Origin of the sequence: Agromyces italicus DSM 16388 (assembly GCF_000421545.1) — a bacterium.
In the GTDB taxonomy this organism is placed as follows: Bacteria; Actinomycetota; Actinomycetes; order Actinomycetales; family Microbacteriaceae; genus Agromyces; species Agromyces italicus.
In genome coordinates, this window is record NZ_ATXF01000005.1 from 510638 (window position 1) to 528200 (window position 17563).

The window sequence follows — 17563 nt, forward strand, 5'->3', positions numbered from 1 at the left end:
GGTCAGAGCCCACGCATCGTGAACACCCGGGCGAGCACGGCCCGCGCGGGTCGCACCGCGAGCAGGCGCACGGCGGTGTTGCGAAGGGCGAGGCGGATGCCGCGTGCCGGACCGCCCATCGCCATGTTGAAGCCCGCCCGTCGGCAGGCCCGCACAGCTGCTCGACGACGGGTGCGTTCGTAGCGCGCGAACGCAGCGGTCGCCGCTCGGCCGCCGGGCGCCGCGAGCGCGGTCGGCAGCAGATCGGCGAGCGCCAGCGCGTCGAGGAACCCGAGACTCATGCCCTGCCCGCCGATGGGGCTGACCTCATGCGCCGCGTCGCCTGCGAGCACGACCCGCCCGACGACGAAGCGCCCGGCGACGTGCTGGCTCGCGAGGAATGCACTCGGCGCGGGCACCCCCTCGAGCCGCACGCCGATTCGTCCGGCGACGATCGCCGCGAACTCGGCGGCTCCGAGGGGCACGCCGGGGTCGCGATCCGCGAGGTGCGTCACCCAGCGCCGACCGCCGGGGAGCGGCAGCGATTCGACGACCCCGCCCGCCTCGAAATGGAGCCGTGCGAACTCGTCGCCCGGGCCCGCGAGGTCGACCATCGCATACCGAGCCGAGCCGCGCCGCCGCCGCCACGAGACGCCGAGGCGCGCGCGCAGCCCGCTTCGCACCCCGTCGGCGACGATCGCGTACCGCGCCGAGACCTCCTCCCCCTCCGAGAGGAACACTCGAACGCCGCGCTCCGTCTGCGTCACGTCGACGACCTCGGCGCCTCGCCGCAGCGCCGACGGCGCGAGCTCGGCCAGCCGTCGCTCGAGCGCCGCCTCGACGAGATGCTGCGGCACCGAGAGCACGGCTGACGCCTCGGCGAATCGCAGTCGCCCGAGCCGGCGCCCCGCGACGCTCACCTCGCCGCCCGCGATGCGGGTGCCTGCCGCTTCGAGCTCCGCGAGCGCCCCGGCCTCGGAGAGAGCCCGCACCCCCGGCGCGTGCACCCCGATCGCCTTCGGCCGCGTCGACCGCTCGCGTCGACGCTCGAGCACCCCGACGTCGACCCCTCGGCCGGCGAGCAGCACGGCGGCCAGCAACCCGACCGGCCCGCCGCCGATCACCACGACCTGCACCCCGACGTCAGGCACGCGGGCGCCCCGCGGCATCCCCCTGCCAGACGACCTCGAGCCGCGACGGGAACGCCCGGCGCACGCGCCACCCGGGCGGCAGCACGCCCGCGAGCTCGCCCGCCGTGTGGCTGCGGCGGATCGAGGTGAGGCCGTCGGCCCTGATGTACGAGCCGCGCAGGAGGTTCGACGCGAACGGCAGCGTGCCGAGCGCGAACCCCACGGAGGCGAGCCGGCTGCGCTCGATGTCGCCGTGCACCACGGTTCCGCCGAACTCGGCGAGCCGCTCGCTGTCGGCGAGGAGCGCCCCGAACGCCTGCCCGTCGAGATGATGCAGCACGTGGTTCGAGAGCACGAGGTCGAAGTGCTCGCCCGCGTCGGCGAGCACGGCGCTCGTCGTCTGCAGCAGGGTGAGCCCCGGCGTCGGCGGCTGCGCCCGCGCCCAGCCGATCGCTCGCGCATCGGGGTCGATCGCGGTGACCTCGAGCCGCAGGCCCTCGGCGTGCGCCCAGCGCAGGAGCCGGCGCGGCAGCCCGGCGCCGCCCGTGCCGACGTCGAGCAGCCGCGTGCCCCAGACCGGCGAGAGCCGCGGGCGCACCCAGTCGCGGTACACCGCACGCTCCCCCGCGACCACGGCGTTCACGAGCCCGAACTGCGCGTACGTCTTCGCGAGCATGGCCGAGTCGGCGTCGGGCGAGTCCATGCGCTCGCGCACCGTGTCGTCGCGACCGCGCCGTCGGATCACCCTCACCCCAGCTGCGCGGTCATGAGGGCCGACTCGACGGTGAGCCCCGGGCCGAAGGCCATGGCCGCGACCCGGTCGCCGTCGGCGGCGACCTCCGAGTGCAGGATCTCGCGGAGCACGAACAGCACCGTCGCGCTCGACATGTTGCCGTAGTCGCGCAGCACCGCGCGCGAGGGCGCGAGCTGCGGCTCACCGAGGGCGAGCCGCGCTTCGACCTTGTCGAGGATGCTCCGGCCGCCCGGGTGGATCGCCCAGTGCGCCACGGCCTCGCCCGCCGTGCCCCCGGCGAGCGCCTCGGCGAGAGGTGGTTCGGCGGCGAACAACGGCTCCATCGCCCCGGTGATGTACTCGTCGATGAGCGCGGGCACGGCGTTCGAGAGCACCATCTCGAAGCCGTGGTCGCCGATCTTCCACGCCATGTCGCCTTCGCCGACGGGCGTCGTGCGGCTCTCGAAGCGGTCGAGGACGAGGGCCCGTTCACCGGCGGCGGGCGCGCGTGCCGTCACGATGCCCGCGCCCGCGCCGTCGGCGAAGAGCGAGGAGGCGACGATCGTGTCGGGGTCGTTCGAGGTGCGCAGATGCAGGGTGCAGAGCTCGACGCTCACGACGAGCACGACCGCGGCGGAATCGGCTTCGCAGAGCTGCTTCGCCAGGCGCAGGGCCGGCATCGCCGCGTAGCAGCCCATGAATCCGAGGTGGTAGCGCTGCACCCCCGGGTCGAGGCCGAGGTCGCGGGCGATCATGAAGTCGGGGCCGGGCGCGTAGAAGCCGGTGCAGCTCACGGTGATGACATGCGTGATCTCGGATGCCTCGAGGTCGGCGCATGCGTCGATGGCGGCCCGTCCGGCCTCGACGTAGAGCGAGGTCGCCTGCTCGGCGTAGAGCTCGTTGCGCGCCTTCGTGCCAGGCAGCAGCAGCTCACCGCTCGTCTGGTCGAAGAAGACGGGCGGCGGGGCATCGGGCTCTCTGGTCCAGCTCAGTTCGCGGAGCGTGGTGTGACGCGTCTCGATGGCCGAGACGTCGAAGCTCGTCTGGATGATGCGCTGACCCAGCCTGCTGAGGCCCGGCTGCGCCGCGAACACGTCGCGCACCTCGTGCTGGACGAGCACCGTCGGCGGAACCGCGGTGGCGAGCCCCTGCAGGGTGACGGCCATGCGTGCAGTCTAGGCAGACGGATGCCGCGGGCGACAGTGGCCCGCGGCATCCGTGCCGAGCTTCTCAGGCGATGATCAGGCGAGCAGCTTCGCCTTCGCGGCGGCGAACTCCTCGGGCGAGAGGATGCCCTGCTGCTGCAGGGCCGCCAGCTTCTGCAACTCGGCGACGACGTCGGTGCCGCCGGCCGGGGCCGCCGGCGCGGGCGCCTGCTGCGCGGCGAACTGCTGCGCCGCGGCCTGCTGGGCGGCGGCGTCGATCTGCGCCTGCTGCTGCTGCGCCTCGTACTGCTGCTGCTCGTACTGGGCCTCGGCCTTGCCCTGCTGACGGCGAGCCATGCCGCCGCTCACGGCGGAAGCGGTGCCGGCGACGACCGCGGTGCGTGCGGCGAGCCCGATCAGCCCGGGGCGACCGATGCGACGAATGGGCATGTCAGTTCTCCTCACCGCTCGCGTCGGCGAGCACCGCGTTCACGACCGGCGCGGGGATGCGCTCGGTCGACAGCACCACGCCGCCGCCTTCGGCGAAACGCGATGCGAGCTTCTTGGCCCAGACGAGCTCGAACGCCGCGAGTGCGGCCGAGGTCCCCGGGGGGATGAGTTCGGCGAAGTCGTCGACGTCTTCGGCGCCGACGAGACCCGACTGCTCGAGCTCGAGCACGCCGAACCCGTACGACTCGCCCTCGTCTTCGATCTCGATGATGCGCACCGAGCCGTCGGGCTCACGCGACACGATCACGAGGTCGAGCAGGCGGATCTCCCCGCCGTCGACCAGTTCCTCGAGGGCCGCGACCGTGCCGGCGTCCAGCCGATCGCCCTCGAATCCCACCAGGTACAGCTCCACCGGGCCGTACTCGAACTCCGCCATGATTCCCCTTGGGTTCGAAGAATGCGGCGGCGAGCGCCACCGACAGAGGCAGACTATCCTCGCTGCCGCCCGGCCCGCCAGCCGCACGCCCCTGCTCCCCGAGAACTCACGGCGAACACCGCGGCAGGTGCTTCCTCCTGCCGGATCGAGCCGATAGCGTCGAAGCTGTGGGCGAATCGCCCGACTGTGAAGAGGGGAACTTCCGCATGTCCGCAGAATTCAAAGGGACGATCAAGCTCGACGTCCGCGATTCGGTCGCCGATTGGGCGCCGTACGAGACACCGAAGGCTCCCGAGGGTTCGCCGAACATCCTCGTGATCCTGTACGACGACACCGGCATGGCCTCGTGGTCGCCCTACGGCGGCCGGATCAACATGCCGACCCTCGACCGTCTGGCGCAGAACGGCCTGACGTACACTCAATGGCACACGACCGCCCTCTGCTCGCCGACCCGGTCGACGTTCCTCACCGGGCGCAACCACCACGCCAACGGCATGGGCAACATCATGGAGGGCACGAACGGCTTCCCGGGCCTGTCGGGTCACATTCCCGCCGAGTGCGCCACGATCGGGCAGGTGCTGCAGGCGAACGGCTACTCGACCTTCTGGGTCGGCAAGAACCACAACGTGCCCGAAGAAGACGTGTCGGCCGGCGGCAGCAAGGACCAGTGGCCGCTCGCGATGGGCTTCGACCGCTTCTACGGATTCCTCGGCGGTGAGACGAACAACTGGTACCCCGACCTCACCGAGGACAACCGCTTCATCGAGCCGCCGTACACGCCCGAGGAGGGGTACCACCTCTCGAAGGACCTCGCCGATCAGACGATCCGCATGATCCGCGACCAGAAGGCGTCGAATCCGTCGAAGCCCTGGTACACGTGGTTCTGCCCGGGTGCGAACCATGCCCCGCACCACGCGCCCGAGGAGTACATCGCGAAGTACAAGGGCAAGTTCGACGACGGCTACGACGCCTACCGCACCTGGGTGCTCGAGCGCATGGTCGAGCGGGGCGTGATGCCCGAGGGCACCGAACTCACGCCGTTCAACCCGATGCCCGACGACCAGGCGAACGCCGCCGACTTCGTCAAGCCGTGGGATTCGCTCTCCGACGACGAGAAGCGGCTCTTCAGCCGGATGGCCGAGGTGTTCGCGGGCTTCAGCGAGTACACCGACGCGCAGATCGGACGGGTCGTCGACTACCTCGAGGCTTCGGGTCAACTCGACAACACGCTCATCTTCTACTGCGCCGACAACGGCGCCTCGGGCGAGGGCTCGCCCGACGGCTCGGTCAACGAGAACAAGTTCTTCAACGGATTCCCCGACGACCTCGCCGAGAACCTCGCGAAGATCGACGTGCTCGGGGGCCCCGAGACGTACAACCACTACCCGACCGGGTGGGCGGCGGCGTTCTCGACCCCGTTCCAGATGTTCAAGCGCTACTCGCAGTTCTCGGGCGGCACGTGCGACCCGATGATCATCCACTGGCCGGCGGGCATCAAGGCCAAGGGCGAGATCCGCAACCAGTACCACCACTCGACCGACGTCGTCGCGACCATCCTCGACGTCATCGGCCTCGAGTTCCCGGAGGTGTTCCGCGGCGTGAAGCAGCGCCCGCTCGACGGCATCTCGATGAAGTACAGCTTCGATGCGGCGCCCGACGGCCCCACCGAGAAGCAGGTGCAGTACTACGCGATGCTCGGCACCCGCGGCATCTGGAAGGACGGCTGGAAGGCCGCCGCCATCCACGCACCGCTCACCGGGCACGGCCGCTTCGACGAGGACCGCTGGGAGCTCTACCACGTCGAGGTCGACCGCTCCGAGTCGAAGGACCTCGCGGCCGAGTACCCCGAGAAGCTGCAGGAACTCATCGACGCCTGGTTCGAGGAGGCAGAGAAGAACCACGTGCTGCCGCTCGACGACCGTTCGGCGCGCGACCAGCTCACGATCGAGCGCCCACAGTCGGAGCCGCCGCGCACGCGCTACGTCTACTACCCCGACACCGGCGCCGTCGCCGAGAGCGTCGCCGTCAACGTGCGCGGTCGCTCGTACAAGATCATCGCCGACGTCGTGCTGGAGGAGGGCAGCCAGGGCGTGCTCTTCGCCCACGGTTCGCGCTTCGGCGGCCACTCGCTGTTCATCAAGGACGGCAGGCTCAACTACGTGTACAACTTCCTCGGCATCCCGCCCGAGCAGACGTTCACGTCCGAGGCACTCACGCCGGGCAAGCACGCGCTCGGCATGGAGTTCATCCGCGAGCGCGCCGGCGAGCACGGCGAGTCGATCGGCACCTGCAAGCTCTACGTCGACGACCAGGTCGTCGCCGAGGGGCCGATGCGGGCGCAGGTCGGCAAGTTCACGCTCTGCGGCGACGGCCTCTGCGTCGGGTACGACAGCGCCGACGCGGTGAGCGGCCAGTACACGAACCCGTTCCCGTTCTCCGGCGGCAAACTCCTCGGCGTCGGCATCGACGTCAGCGAGGAGCAGTACCTCGACCTCGAGCTCGAGGCGCTCGCCGCCCTCGCGCGGGAGTAGCGCGAGCAGCGCAGCACGAGCACCGATGCCTCGGCGGGGTTCACTCCCCGCCGAGGCATCCGTCGTTCAGCGGCGACGAGGCCGCCTCGCTCAGCCTTCGGGCAGTTCCGCCGACCGCTTCGCGGCCTTGCGCTCGCGCCGCGCGGCCTTGGCCGTGGCATCCTCCTCGGCCATCTGCTGCCTCGCCTCGTCGATCTCGCCGAGTGCCGGCCGCACCCACGCGATCGCCGGGTTCGAGTCGACGAGCAGCATGCGCACGAGCAGCGTCAACGGGATCGCGAGGATCGCCCCCATCGGCCCGAGGATCACGGCCCAGACCAGCACCGAGATGAACGTCAACGTCTGGCTGAGCGACACGGCGTCACCGACGATCTTGGGCTGGATGACCGACTGGATGACCGAGTTGATCAGGCCGTACACAACGATCACGGCGACGACGAGCGGCCACCCGCCGACGAGAGCCCCGAACACGAGCGGCGGCACGAGGGCGATGAAGTAGCCCACGTTCGGGATGAAGCTGCAGAGGAACGACAGCATGCCCCAGAGCGCGGCACCGGGGATGCCCATGATCGCGAGCGCGATCCAGTTGATGAGGCCCTGCGCGACGCCGAGCCCCGTCGTGGCGATCATGTACCGGCGCACGCCGTCGGCGAAGCGCACGAGCGCGTCGGCAAGTGCGGGGCGCTTCACGCGGATGCCGGCGACGACCGTCGGCACGTACGACGAGTCGGCCGCCATCAGGATGAGCATCGTGAGCAGGATGACCGCGCCTGAGATGAACCCTGCCGCCCCGCCGAGCAGCGCACCGACGACCCCGCCGACCGCGCCGACGATCTTCGTGGGGTCGAAGTCGCCGAGCAGCGCGTTGATCTCGTCGGGGCCGAGTCCGAGTCCGGCCAGCCAGGTGGCGGCGGAGGCCGCCCAGGCCTCGAACTCGGGCGCGTAGTCGGGCAGGAGCGCTGCGAACTGCCCGAACGCGATCAGCAGCAGGAACACGAACCCGCCGAGCAGCACGACGACCGCGAGCAGCACCGAGACGGTGGCGAGCCCGCGCGGCACACCGCGCCGTTCGAGGGTGCGCCGGATCGGGTGCACGCAGATCACCAGCACGAGGGCGAGGAACACCGAGGAGAACACCGAGCCGATGGCGGCGACGCCGAAGGCGGCGACGGTCGCGCCGCCCAGCCCGAGCATGATGAACGCGGTGCGGTGCGGCACCGCGGGCTCGGTATTCACGGCGACGGAGGGCGGCGCCTCGGGCTCATGCTTCCTGGTCCACCACATGCGGTTCCTCCTCGTCTCGGACGGCCGGATCGGTCGCTCGCAAGTTCGATTCGCTCTCGCCGGTGAGTCGCCGAAGCGCGACCGCCCCGCGATCGGGCTCGAGCAATACGGCACGCACGAGCAGCGACAGCGGCACCGACAGGATGGCCCCGATCGGCCCGATCACGAACGCCCAGAACGCCACCGAGAAGAAGGTGAGCGTGAGACTCAGCCCGACCGCGTCGCTCACGAACTTCGGCTGCACGAGCACCTGAAGCACGACGTTGATGACGCAGTAGATCGCGATGACGGCGAGCATGAGCGGCCAGCCGCCGACGACGAGCGCGAGAATCGCCGGCGGGATGAGTCCGATCACGAAGCCGATGTTCGGGATGAAGTTCGTGACGAACGCGAGGATCGCCCACACGATCGGGATCGGCACGCCGACCGCCCAGAGCAGCAGGCCGTCGAGCACGGCGACGATCGCGCCGAACGTCGCGTTGACGACGTAGTAGCGGCGCACCCCCGAGAAGTAGCGACCGGCGATGCCGTCGCGCACGGCATCGCCGAAGAGCCGGGCGGATGCCCCGGCCGCGGCCGCACGGAAGCGTGCCCCGTCGACCGTCATGAAGATGACGTAGGCGAGCACGAAGAAGAACGCGGTCGCGAGACCGAGCACCCAGTCGGCGACCCCCGCCGCGGCCGATGCCAGCCAGGCCGGATCGAGCCAGCCGGTCGCGGTCTCGGCCGTCGGCGCGGTGAACCCGAGACCCTGCAGCCACGCGAGCAGCCCGTCGGCCGTCTCGTTCAGGTCGTCGGCGACGTCGGGCAGGATCGCCACGAATCTGCCGACCGCGTAGACGAGCATGACGGCGAGGAGCGCGAGGATCAGATAGCTGATCACGATGACCGCCGTCGAGGCGAGCCACACCGGCCATCCGGCTCGTTCGAGCGGCCGCCGCACGGGATTCGCAATGATCACGATGACCGCCGCGAACGCCGCCGGAGCGACGAGGTCGCGGGCGAACCAGACGCCGGTGAACACGACGACGGCCGCCGCGACGGCCACGAGCACCCGGGTGCCGTGGCCGAAGTCCCGGCCCGAGGCATCCGTCTCGGTCGTCGTGCCCGCGCCCGGGCCGCCCGTTTCGCCCACCTAGAAGCTCCCGATGCCCTTGCCGACCACGGCCACGCCGATCACGAGCAGCAGCACGGCCATGACGGTCGCGTTGTTGTGCACGAGCCAGCCGCGCAGCGACTCCAGCGGTCCGGCCATCTGCTTCGAGGCGACCAGGTAGGCGATCACCGGTACCGCGACCGAGCACGCGGCGATCACGACGAAGACGATGAGCGCGACGGTGATCTCGCCGCCGCCCAGGCCGGCCGTGCCGACCGCGACGCCGGCGGCGGCGGCCAGCAGTAGGTTCTTGGGGTTCACCGCGGCGAGCAGGAACGCCAGCCCCAGCGCCTTGCCCGCATTCATCTGATCGATCGCAGCCATCCACTTGGGCAGTGCCGCCTCCTCGCCCGGCTTCGGGCGGGAACGCCATTGCTTCAGCGCGAGCAGCAGCAAGAGCGCGCCGAGCACGATCTTGATCGTGCCCGCGATCGGCTTGGATGCGTTGGGGTCGCTCTCGGGGATGACCGAGCCGAGCAGCGTGAACACCACCACCGCGACGACGATGCCGAGGAGCCAGCCCAGCAGGAACCCGACGCTCGTGCCCTTCGCCTTCGGCGACAGCAGCATGAGGATCGCCGCGATGATCGGGATCGGACTGATGGCGATGCCCAGTGCGAGCGGAAGGATGTCTCCGATGACGCTGCCCATGACTCACTGGCCTTTCTCGGCGGCGCTGCCGCCCTCGTCCGCTGCCCCGGCGCCGACCGGCGCGCCGAGCGCGGCGATCGCCGCGCGGTTGGTCTCGAATGTGCGGCGGTCGCCGAGCAGGCCGAGCTTGTCGAGCCGGTGCCTGGCACCGGGTCGCACCCGGCTGAACGAGAGCCCGACCTGCTCGCGCTCGAGCCAGACGAGCAGCGCCTCGAAGCTCTCGGCGCCGGTCACGTCGACGTCGGTCACCGCCTCCATGTCGATCACGACGTGGCGCACCGGCCCGTGTCCGGCCTCGTTCGCGGTGCGAACGGCACGTTTGACGGCATCGCCGAATACCGAGCCGTTGGCGAAGAACAGCGGCGCCGCGAGCCGCACCACGACGACCCCGGGTGCGGTGACCGCCCCGCTCGGCGCCTCGTCGAGCAACGAGTCGCTCGGCTCGCCGTCGGATTCGAGCACGTCGATCGCGGGGTTCGCCGCGCGCTTGGCGAGGTTGAGGAGCGCGAGCACGAACGCCACGAGGATGCCGGGGATCGAGCCGATGAACAGCGTGACGAGGAAGCACGTCGCCCCGACGACGAACTCGAACCGGTCCGCACGCCAGAGGCCGGCGAACTCCTTGATGCCGAGCAGCGGCAGGATCGCGACGCCGACGATCGCGCCGATCGCGGGCGAGGGGATGTCGGCGAGCAGCGCCGTGCCGAACAGGAGCAGCAGCAGGGTGCCGACGGCGAGCACGAGCGAGGGCAACTGGGTGCGCGAGCCCGCCTGATCCATCGCCGCGGTGCGCGACGTCGATGAGCCGACCGCGAAGCTGCCGGAGGCGCCCGCGGCGAGGTTGCCGAGGCCGAAGGCGAAGAGGTCGCGGTTGGGGCTGGTGCGGTAGCCCCGCTTCTCGCCGTACGAGCGCGAGACGAGCAGTCCTTCGGCGGTCGTGACGAGCGTGAGCGCCATCGCCGAAGGAATCAGCGCGAGCCACATCGTCCAGTCGATGATCGGCCAGGTGATCGCCGGCGGACCGGCCGGCACCTCGCCGAGCACCGAGACACCGGCCTGGTCGAGTTGCAGCCACAACACCACCACGGTGGTCACGACGAGCACCACGAGTGCCCATGGCACCGCTCCGAGGAATCGTTTGCCGAGGAGCAGTACCGCGACGGAACCGACGGAGATCGCGAGCGAGGCGAGGTTCGTCGTGCCGAGCCCCGTGACGAGCCCGCCCACCTTGTCGACGAACTCGCCGCCCGAGTCGATCTTCACCCCGAGCATCTTCGCGATCTGGCTCACGAGGATGTCGAGCGCGAGCCCGCCCACGAAGCCGACCAGGATCGGCTTCGAGAGGAAGTTCGCGAGAAAGCCGAGCTTGAACACCGCGAGCAGGATGAACATGATTCCGCAGAGGATCGCCTGTGCGAGCGCGAGCGTACCGTAGTCGGCGCTCCCGGCGGCGGCGAGCCCGCCGAGCGAACTCGCGACGAGGGCCGCAGCGGCGGCGTCGGGTGAGGCGACGAGCTGCCGGCTCGAGACCGTGAGCGCATAGAACACGGTCGGGACGATGAGCGCATACAGCCCCGCCGTCGCGGGCAACCCGGCGATCTGCGCGTAGCCGATGTTCAGCGGGATCGCGATCGCGATGAGCGTCACGCCCGCCGTCAGTTCACGGACGAGGTTCTTCCCGGTGAGCCCTGCCAGCGGCTTCTGCATGCGTCATTCCCTCTCGTCTGCGCCCGGTGAGGCGTCTCTCGTGCGTGTCAGCCGATCGGCACGAGCGGCGGCGGGGTCCAGTCGCCCGATCGCACCGCGTCGCGGGGCAGGTAGAGGCGCAGGTCGGCGGTGAACGGCTTTCCGGCCGGGGTGGGCAGCCAGTTGCGCTCGGGCGTGCCGCCGGGCAGCTCTGCGGCGAACGTCAGCGTGAGCGAGCCATCGGCATCGAGCTCGAGCGGCTGACCGGACCCGACGGTGAAACGACCCGCGGCATTGGGAACGAGCAGGTAGTCGGGCTTGCCGTAGACGGTCAGCGACCAGAACGCATCCACGACCGTGCTCGGCAGGGCGTCGGCGGAGAAGGTCATGCGATACACGGTGTCGCCGGTCGTCGGTGTGCCGTTGGCGTCGACGTGGAGGAGTTCGTAGACGGCCTCCTTCGACGAGTTCCACCAGATGCCGCCGAAGTTCGCCGTGGCGCGGAACCAGTAGTCGTCCCCGAACTTCGGGTAAGCGGCGGTCGACGACCACCCGTTCGTGACGTTGCCGAAGTGCACGACGAAGTCCATGAACGCGGGGATCGCCGCGGAACGGATCAGCTCGTCGAGCTCGGCGACCCGGCTCGATTCGTCGCCGACATAGGCGGCGATGGCGTGGACGAGCGCGTGAAGTTCATCGGCCCGACCGCAGGAGTCGGCCGGGGCGAGCGCGGCGGTCAGGTACGGGTCGGCGAACATCCACGCACCGGGCAGATGCGCGTTGTCGAACTCGGGGAGCGCGGCCGGAGGCACAACCGTCGGCGTGCCGGTGGAAGCCAGGGTGAATCCGTGCTGGAGTTCCACCGCTGCATCGACGTCATCGCCGATCTGCACCCGCGTGAGGATCTTCGCCTTCGACGACGGGATGTCGATGCGGAGGCAGCCGTCGGGGATCTCGGGCGAGCTGCCGGCGAGGCAGATCGCGAATCGCCCGTTCGGGTGATCGGGGAAGTTCCGCTCGTTGATGTTGTGGACGATCTCCGCCCACTCGTCGACGATCTGCGCCGTGGAATACCGACCCGCAGGCACGACGGGCACCTCGAGGATGGCCGGGGTCTGCTCGTCGACCGCGATCCACGCCTCGGAGTAGACGACATCGAGATTCGGGTTCACGAAGGTCGGGGCGGTCTCCGCCGAGGAACCGACGACGACGGCCGGATTGTGCTTCAGCACGTTGACGTCGATCCCGGCTTCGGCGAGGTCGATGCCCTCCTGCCGCATCACGAGATAGCGACCGAGCAGGTAGACCCCCGCTTCGGCGACCTGTTCCCCTGTCGGCGACGATGACAGCGCTCCCATTCAGACTCCCCCAATACGTGAGATGCGAATACCATGTTCAGGCAGTCTCACCCTATTCGCTCGACACCCTCGGCCCTCGCAACGAACTCGGGCGCCTTCGTGACGACGAGCCAGACCGGCAGCACGATCACGCAGAGCAGCGGCAGCACCGCGATGTCGCCGACGATCGCCGTGCCGAGGAAGATCGCGATCCAGCCGTCGCGGGTCGCGACGAGCGTGATCCCGAGCACGGCGCACGCGACCGCCAGAGCGACGGGGATGCCGGGGAAGATCGCGATCGCGAGCAGCCCGAGCGCCGCGCCGATGAAGACCACGGGGAACACGCGCCCGCCACGGAACCCTGCGGCGGCCGAGATCAGCAGGGCGACGAGCTTCACGCCGGCGAAGAGCGCGAGTTCGCCGGCCGTGTAGGCGCCGACGTCGCGGAGCAGCTCGCCCGTCTCCTCCAGCCCCTTGAACAAGGTGATCGGGCCGCCGATGATGCCGAGCACACCGAGCAGCGCCCCGCCGAGCGTCGTGTAGATCAGCGGGTTGCGAAGAGCGTGGAACCCGCGGTGCGCGATCGGCAGAAGCCAGGCGCCGAGGATGCCGACGAGCGCGGCGGCGACCGCGACGAGGCTGCCGGTCAGGAGATCGATCGGTTCGAGCGCGCCGATCGGTTCGAGTGTGAAGGCGAGCGACTGGCCGCCGAGCATCTTCATCGTGATCGCCCCGGCGCCGGCGGCCGCGAGCGGCAGGAACAGCTTGTCCCACAGCGAACCCCCGCCCTTGATCGCGGCCACGGCGCCGGTGAGCACGAGCGCCGCCGCGACGGGGGTGCCGAACAGTGCGCCGATCGTCGCCGCCATCGCGAGCGTCGCGGCCAAGCGGGCAGGCACCCGCGAGGTGACCCTCGCGAGCAGTGCGATCGCGAGGGCGCTGTTGATGCCGATGATCGGGTTCTCGGGCCCGAGGCTGACTCCGCCCGCGAGACCGAGCACGACGACCAGGGCCATCGAGGGCAGTGCTATGAGCTTCGGCGGCGGGGCATCGAGCTCGCCGAGCGCGGAGTCGGGGCCGCCGTGACCGGGCAGCAGCCAGACGGCCGCGCCCACCGCGGCACCGGTCAAGGTGAGCACAGCGAAGATCCAGAGCGGGCTGTCCGCCTCGATGCCGACGGCGTCGGGCACCGCCGCCCAGATCACCTCGTGCAGCCCTTCGCTGGCCAGGTCGAGCAGCCACAGCATGAACGCCGAGCCGATGCCGACGACGACCGCGGGGGCTGCGAGGACGATCAGCTGCCCGACCTTCGGTGTCTCCTGCGTTTCGGACACGCCGCCCCTCTCGTCGACCTCAGGCCATCATGCCGTAGCGGGTGCCCCGGGCGCGGAACCGGCGCTCAGAACCCGAGGGGCGGGGTGAGCGGGGCGGGCGGGATGTCGCTCGTGACGACTCCATCGAGATCTCGCGCTTTCAACAGGGCGGCCACGGCGTCGACCACGGCATCGGTGACCGGGACGCCGTGCAGCGGGTGGTGCCAGTACCGCACCCGGTACACTCGGCGATCCGCCCCGATCGTGATCGGTCGGAGGTGCACGCCCTCCTTCCGGTGCACGCCCTGCGCCTCGGAAGCCGCCATGACAACCGCCTCGCGGAGGTCCGCCTCCCCCGAGGCATCCGCACCCCCCAAGCGCACCTCGATCTCGCTGCGACGCGAACCGTGGGTCGAGTTGTTGACGAGCGGGTCGGCGAGTACCTGTGCGTTCGGCACGTGCACGGTGCGTCCGTCGACCGTGCGGATGATGACCGCCCGCCCGTTGAGCTCGAGCACGACGCCGACGAAGTCGCCGACCGCGATCTCGTCGCCCACGGCGAGGGGATGCCGCGACTGCAATACCACGCCCGCCGCGAAGTTGTCGGCGATGCCCCGCAGCACGAGCGCGAGCACGACGCCGACGATGATCGCCATCGCGAGGAGCGGTTGGATCGCGGCACCGAGGAATCCGAATGCGATGCCGACGCCGAGGAGCACGATCGCATACCAGGTGACCCGTTCGACGAGCAGCACGACGCCGGGCGACAGGCTCGGGATCCGGGCGAGCAGCGAGCGCATACCGCGTTTCGCGAAGTGGGCGAGCACGAAGGCCGCGCCGACGGCGATCGCCGCGATGAGCAGATCCCAACCACTGATGTCGAGTGTGCCCAGTAGATCGGTCATACGTCCTCCCGGTCCCGAGGCCTCCGGTCCTCCAGTGGCGAGGTTACCGCTCGATGAGCCGGTGACGCCCGCGAAATCGCCGTGATTGCGCGCGAGTTCGCGCTATTGTCGTCTACAGGACCGTCTTCGGTCAGGGGAGGGCGGGGTCCGCAGGGAGTCCGCCGATCAGCTGAGCACGGGCGTCCCGGTTCCGCACACCTGCGGCGCCTCCCTCGTATCGAAGAAAGGCTCTCTATGAGCATCTGGGAGAATTTCTGGGACCTGATCTGGTGGTTCCTCTTCGCGTTCGCGTTCATCGCCTACCTGTTCGCGCTGTTCGCGATCATCGGCGACCTGTTCCGCGACCAGAAGCTGAACGGCTGGTGGAAGGCGGTGTGGATCATCTTCCTGATCTTCGTGCCGTTCCTCACCGCGCTGATCTACCTGATCGCCCGCGGCAACGGCATGGCCGAGCGTTCGGCTCGCGACGCCAAGGCGGCCCAGGACGCGACGGACTCGTACATCCGTCAGGCCGCAGGCTCGTCGGCGAGCCCCGCCGACGAGATCGCCAAGGCGAAGGCGCTGCTCGATGCCGGCACGATCAGCCAGGCCGAGTACGACGCCCTGAAGGCGAAGGCGCTCGCGAAGGCGTAGCCCTCGCCGTCTGAGCAGTCGAAGGGGCCGGATGCCAGTGGCATCCGGCCCCTTCTGCGTGCTCTGGTGGGCGGTTACTCGACCGATGGGGCGGCGAGCGCCGCTTCGCTCGCCGCGCGCTCCTCGGCAGGCCGCTGCCGGATCGCGCCGACGCTGCGAAGGAACACGATGATCCAGCTGAAGATGAGCACCGCCGCGACCAGCTCGACCGCGGTGAGGTTGTAGTAGCCGATCGCGTAGAACACGGCGAGGACGGCGACCACCGCGACGTAGACGAAACCGAGGATCACGAACGTCTTCGGCATCGGCGGCACGAGCTTCGCGAGCCGGAACACGAGGATCGCGAACGCGACCGCCATGCCGGTGGCGACCGAGTTGTGCACCCAGAAGAAATCATCGACGTGGAAGACCCCGACGCAGGCCAGGAAGATGCCGATCAGGATCAGGAGGGTGCGCACGGCGTTGCGACGCTTGCGGTCGATCTCGGTCTCCACCGGGAGCGAGGCGGTGCCGTAGCGTGCGATGGTCGTCACGATGACGCCCGCGATGATCAGCGTGAGATTGAACGCGAGGGCGGAGACGTCGTCGGTCATGCCGAGCGCCGACAGGTTCATCTGCCACCAGAGCGGGTCGCTCGAACTCAGCATCGCGGCGATGACGCCGAAGACGAGGAACACCGCGAGCACCAGCGAGAGCAGGCTCGGCGTGAGGTTCGCCCCGCTCAGGAACCCCACGTACGCACTCAGTGCGAGCGCGACCCCGGCGAGCGCGATCGCGGGCACGGTGAAGACGAGCGCGCCGATGAAGCTGCGTTCGAGGATATTCGCGAGACCGAGCCAGACGAGCAGGGTGATGATCGCGTGGGCGACCCCCAGCGCGACGATGTCGAACCAGTGGAGTCGGGCACCCGGCACCTCGAACGGGTCGGCTCCGCGGGAGAGGTCGCGGCGGACGAGCACACGCGCGACGACGAACGCCGCAGCCGCGGCGAGCGCACCGGCGATCGCGGAGAACTCTCCGAGCGAACCCCGGCCCGAGATCGCGAGGTCGCGCCCCCAGAACAATGGAGTGGCGACCACGACTCCGAGGACGAACCCGATGGTGCCGATGACGAGCGCGAAGCTCTCGACCGACTCCGCCGACGCGGTCGGGCGTGAGATCACCCGACGCCACGACGATGCTTCACTCACGACGACTCCCCTCTGGCGCAGGCACGATTCCCTGCGGCAGCTCGAGCCAATCCTGCCGCATCGGCCGCTCCGTTCGGTGTCCCGCGCCGGTTGCCGTCCGCCGTCCCCCCGCATATCCTGATCACGGTGACCGCGGATTCCTCCCGGTTCGAACGCACGGGGAGAGATCATGACGCTGGGGCCTGTTGAAATTCTCGTACTGGCGTTTCCCGAGAACAACTTCTCAGGTCAGATCCTGCCCGAGCTCGCGAAGGTCGTCGATGACGAGACGATCACGATCATCGATGGCCTGTTCGTTCGCAAGGACGCAGACGGCGCGGTCGCCTTCTTCGAGTTCGAAGAGCTCGGCGCGTCGAGCGAGGTTGCGGCGATCGTCGACGTCATCGACCGCACCGACGGTCTCATCTCCGACGAGGATGTCGCCGAGCTGACCGAGACGCTGGAGCCGAACAGCTCGGCCGCGATCCTCGTATTCGAGCACACCTGGGTCAAGCCCCTGCGCGACGCCATCGTCGCCGCCGGCGGCCAGCAGATCGACAGCATCCGCGTGCCGGGCGTCGTCGTCGAAGAAGTGCTCGCGGCGGTCGCCGCGGCAGAAGCCGAATAAGGGGAGCCACGCAATGCGTCGACGTATGGGACGACCGGGTCTGATGGGCACCATGGCCCGCACCGCGGTGATCGCCGGCACGGCCACGGCCGTTTCGGGCAGCATGCGCAACAAGCAGATGGCCAATGCGCAGGCGCAGCAGGCGCAGCAGCAGGAGTCGCAGCAGCAGGCCGAGATGCAGGCTCAGATCGCGTCGTTGCAGGCGCAGCAGGCGGCTGCAGCTCCGGCCGCCCCTGCAGCAGCACCCGCACCGTCCGGTACCGACGCGCTCATGGAACAGCTGACGAAGCTCGCCCAGGCGAACGCGGCGGGCCTGCTCAACGACGAAGAGTACGCGGCAGCGAAGGCCAAGGCGCTCGGCATCTGAAGTCCGGTTCACCGACCAGGAGGCGCTCGG

General features: G+C 69.8%; 17 protein-coding genes. 4 read left to right on the forward strand and 13 right to left on the reverse strand.

Annotated features, from left to right (window positions below; translation table 11 throughout):
- Window positions 1-2: 2 nt before the first annotated feature.
- The 5 genes from H516_RS0106760 to H516_RS0106780 all read right to left on the reverse strand — a co-directional run bounded on the left by H516_RS0106760 (window position 3) and on the right by H516_RS0106780 (window position 3873).
- A complete protein-coding gene (locus H516_RS0106760) occupies window positions 3-1130 on the reverse strand; it encodes an FAD-dependent oxidoreductase (RefSeq protein WP_026378519.1) in 1128 nt (375 codons plus the stop codon).
- Window positions 1123-1860 carry a methyltransferase domain-containing protein gene (locus tag H516_RS0106765; RefSeq protein ID WP_022888965.1) on the reverse strand — a complete coding sequence of 246 codons (738 nt, stop codon included), beginning with the start codon at window positions 1858-1860 and terminating at the stop codon, window positions 1123-1125. Before H516_RS0106765 ends, H516_RS0106760 begins: the two co-directional genes overlap by 8 nt.
- Window positions 1857-3008: a type III polyketide synthase gene (locus H516_RS0106770; RefSeq protein WP_022888966.1), complete on the reverse strand. Its 1152-nt coding sequence runs from the start codon at window positions 3006-3008 to the stop codon at window positions 1857-1859. Before H516_RS0106770 ends, H516_RS0106765 begins: the two co-directional genes overlap by 4 nt.
- Window positions 3009-3083: 75 nt before the next feature.
- On the reverse strand, window positions 3084-3437 hold the full coding sequence (locus H516_RS0106775; protein ID WP_022888967.1) for an SHOCT domain-containing protein: 354 nt from the start codon (window positions 3435-3437) through the stop codon (window positions 3084-3086).
- Window position 3438: 1 nt separating this feature from the next.
- Window positions 3439-3873, reverse strand: coding sequence for a DUF6325 family protein (locus H516_RS0106780; protein WP_022888968.1), 435 nt, complete (start codon window positions 3871-3873; stop codon window positions 3439-3441).
- A 206-nt stretch (window positions 3874-4079) separates the two neighbouring features.
- Between H516_RS0106780 and H516_RS0106785 the strand changes: the two genes are divergently transcribed.
- Complete coding sequence (locus tag H516_RS0106785; protein ID WP_026378521.1) at window positions 4080-6404, forward strand: arylsulfatase; 2325 nt, start codon at window positions 4080-4082, stop codon at window positions 6402-6404.
- 90 nt (window positions 6405-6494) lie between these two features.
- Here the strand turns inward: H516_RS0106785 and H516_RS18825 are convergent, their stop codons facing one another.
- From H516_RS18825 to H516_RS0106820, 7 genes are all read right to left on the reverse strand, one after another.
- The gene (locus tag H516_RS18825) at window positions 6495-7688 is read right to left on the reverse strand and encodes an AI-2E family transporter (protein ID WP_022888970.1); all 1194 of its coding nucleotides are present in this window, start codon (window positions 7686-7688) and stop codon (window positions 6495-6497) included.
- Window positions 7666-8823: an AI-2E family transporter gene (locus tag H516_RS18830; RefSeq protein ID WP_022888971.1), complete on the reverse strand. Its 1158-nt coding sequence runs from the start codon at window positions 8821-8823 to the stop codon at window positions 7666-7668. Before H516_RS18830 ends, H516_RS18825 begins: the two co-directional genes overlap by 23 nt.
- Window positions 8824-9495 (reverse strand): GAP family protein, encoded by a 672-nt coding sequence (locus H516_RS0106800; protein ID WP_022888972.1) that lies wholly within the window; start codon window positions 9493-9495, stop codon window positions 8824-8826.
- Between the two features lie 3 nt (window positions 9496-9498).
- A complete protein-coding gene (locus tag H516_RS18835) occupies window positions 9499-11202 on the reverse strand; it encodes a SulP family inorganic anion transporter (protein WP_022888973.1) in 1704 nt (567 codons plus the stop codon).
- 47 nt (window positions 11203-11249) lie between these two features.
- Complete coding sequence (locus tag H516_RS18840) at window positions 11250-12539, reverse strand: DUF1214 domain-containing protein (RefSeq protein WP_022888974.1); 1290 nt, start codon at window positions 12537-12539, stop codon at window positions 11250-11252.
- A 47-nt stretch (window positions 12540-12586) separates the two neighbouring features.
- Window positions 12587-13852, reverse strand: coding sequence for an ion channel protein (locus tag H516_RS0106815; protein WP_022888975.1), 1266 nt, complete (start codon window positions 13850-13852; stop codon window positions 12587-12589).
- Between the two features lie 65 nt (window positions 13853-13917).
- The gene (locus H516_RS0106820; protein WP_022888976.1) at window positions 13918-14736 is read right to left on the reverse strand and encodes a mechanosensitive ion channel family protein; all 819 of its coding nucleotides are present in this window, start codon (window positions 14734-14736) and stop codon (window positions 13918-13920) included.
- A gap of 234 nt (window positions 14737-14970) precedes the next feature.
- Here H516_RS0106820 and H516_RS0106825 point away from each other — a divergent pair, with 234 nt between their 5' ends.
- The gene (locus H516_RS0106825) at window positions 14971-15369 is read left to right on the forward strand and encodes an SHOCT domain-containing protein (RefSeq protein ID WP_022888977.1); all 399 of its coding nucleotides are present in this window, start codon (window positions 14971-14973) and stop codon (window positions 15367-15369) included.
- 74 nt (window positions 15370-15443) lie between these two features.
- Here H516_RS0106825 and H516_RS18845 read toward each other — a convergent pair whose 3' ends face one another.
- Window positions 15444-16559 (reverse strand): DUF998 domain-containing protein, encoded by a 1116-nt coding sequence (locus tag H516_RS18845; RefSeq protein ID WP_051138712.1) that lies wholly within the window; start codon window positions 16557-16559, stop codon window positions 15444-15446.
- Between the two features lie 169 nt (window positions 16560-16728).
- On the opposite strand from H516_RS18845, the gene H516_RS0106835 reads away from it, so the two are divergent.
- The gene (locus H516_RS0106835) at window positions 16729-17166 is read left to right on the forward strand and encodes a DUF6325 family protein (protein WP_022888979.1); all 438 of its coding nucleotides are present in this window, start codon (window positions 16729-16731) and stop codon (window positions 17164-17166) included.
- A gap of 52 nt (window positions 17167-17218) precedes the next feature.
- Window positions 17219-17533 carry an SHOCT domain-containing protein gene (locus H516_RS0106840; RefSeq protein WP_245561740.1) on the forward strand — a complete coding sequence of 105 codons (315 nt, stop codon included), beginning with the start codon at window positions 17219-17221 and terminating at the stop codon, window positions 17531-17533.
- Window positions 17534-17563: the final 30 nt, after the last annotated feature.

Coding starts and splice junctions, on each gene's coding strand:
- H516_RS0106820 (WP_022888976.1), bottom strand. CDS start 14,736: ATGACCGATCTACTGGGCACACTCGACATCAGTGGTTGGGATCTGCTC.
- H516_RS0106825 (WP_022888977.1), top strand. CDS start 14,971: ATGAGCATCTGGGAGAATTTCTGGGACCTGATCTGGTGGTTCCTCTTC.
- H516_RS18835 (WP_022888973.1), bottom strand. CDS start 11,202: ATGCAGAAGCCGCTGGCAGGGCTCACCGGGAAGAACCTCGTCCGTGAA.
- H516_RS0106780 (WP_022888968.1), bottom strand. CDS start 3,873: ATGGCGGAGTTCGAGTACGGCCCGGTGGAGCTGTACCTGGTGGGATTC.
- H516_RS0106840 (WP_245561740.1), top strand. CDS start 17,219: ATGGCCCGCACCGCGGTGATCGCCGGCACGGCCACGGCCGTTTCGGGC.
- H516_RS0106770 (WP_022888966.1), bottom strand. CDS start 3,008: ATGGCCGTCACCCTGCAGGGGCTCGCCACCGCGGTTCCGCCGACGGTG.
- H516_RS18840 (WP_022888974.1), bottom strand. CDS start 12,539: ATGGGAGCGCTGTCATCGTCGCCGACAGGGGAACAGGTCGCCGAAGCG.
- H516_RS0106775 (WP_022888967.1), bottom strand. CDS start 3,437: ATGCCCATTCGTCGCATCGGTCGCCCCGGGCTGATCGGGCTCGCCGCA.
- H516_RS0106800 (WP_022888972.1), bottom strand. CDS start 9,495: ATGGGCAGCGTCATCGGAGACATCCTTCCGCTCGCACTGGGCATCGCC.
- H516_RS0106785 (WP_026378521.1), top strand. CDS start 4,080: ATGTCCGCAGAATTCAAAGGGACGATCAAGCTCGACGTCCGCGATTCG.
- H516_RS18825 (WP_022888970.1), bottom strand. CDS start 7,688: ATGTGGTGGACCAGGAAGCATGAGCCCGAGGCGCCGCCCTCCGTCGCC.
- H516_RS0106835 (WP_022888979.1), top strand. CDS start 16,729: ATGACGCTGGGGCCTGTTGAAATTCTCGTACTGGCGTTTCCCGAGAAC.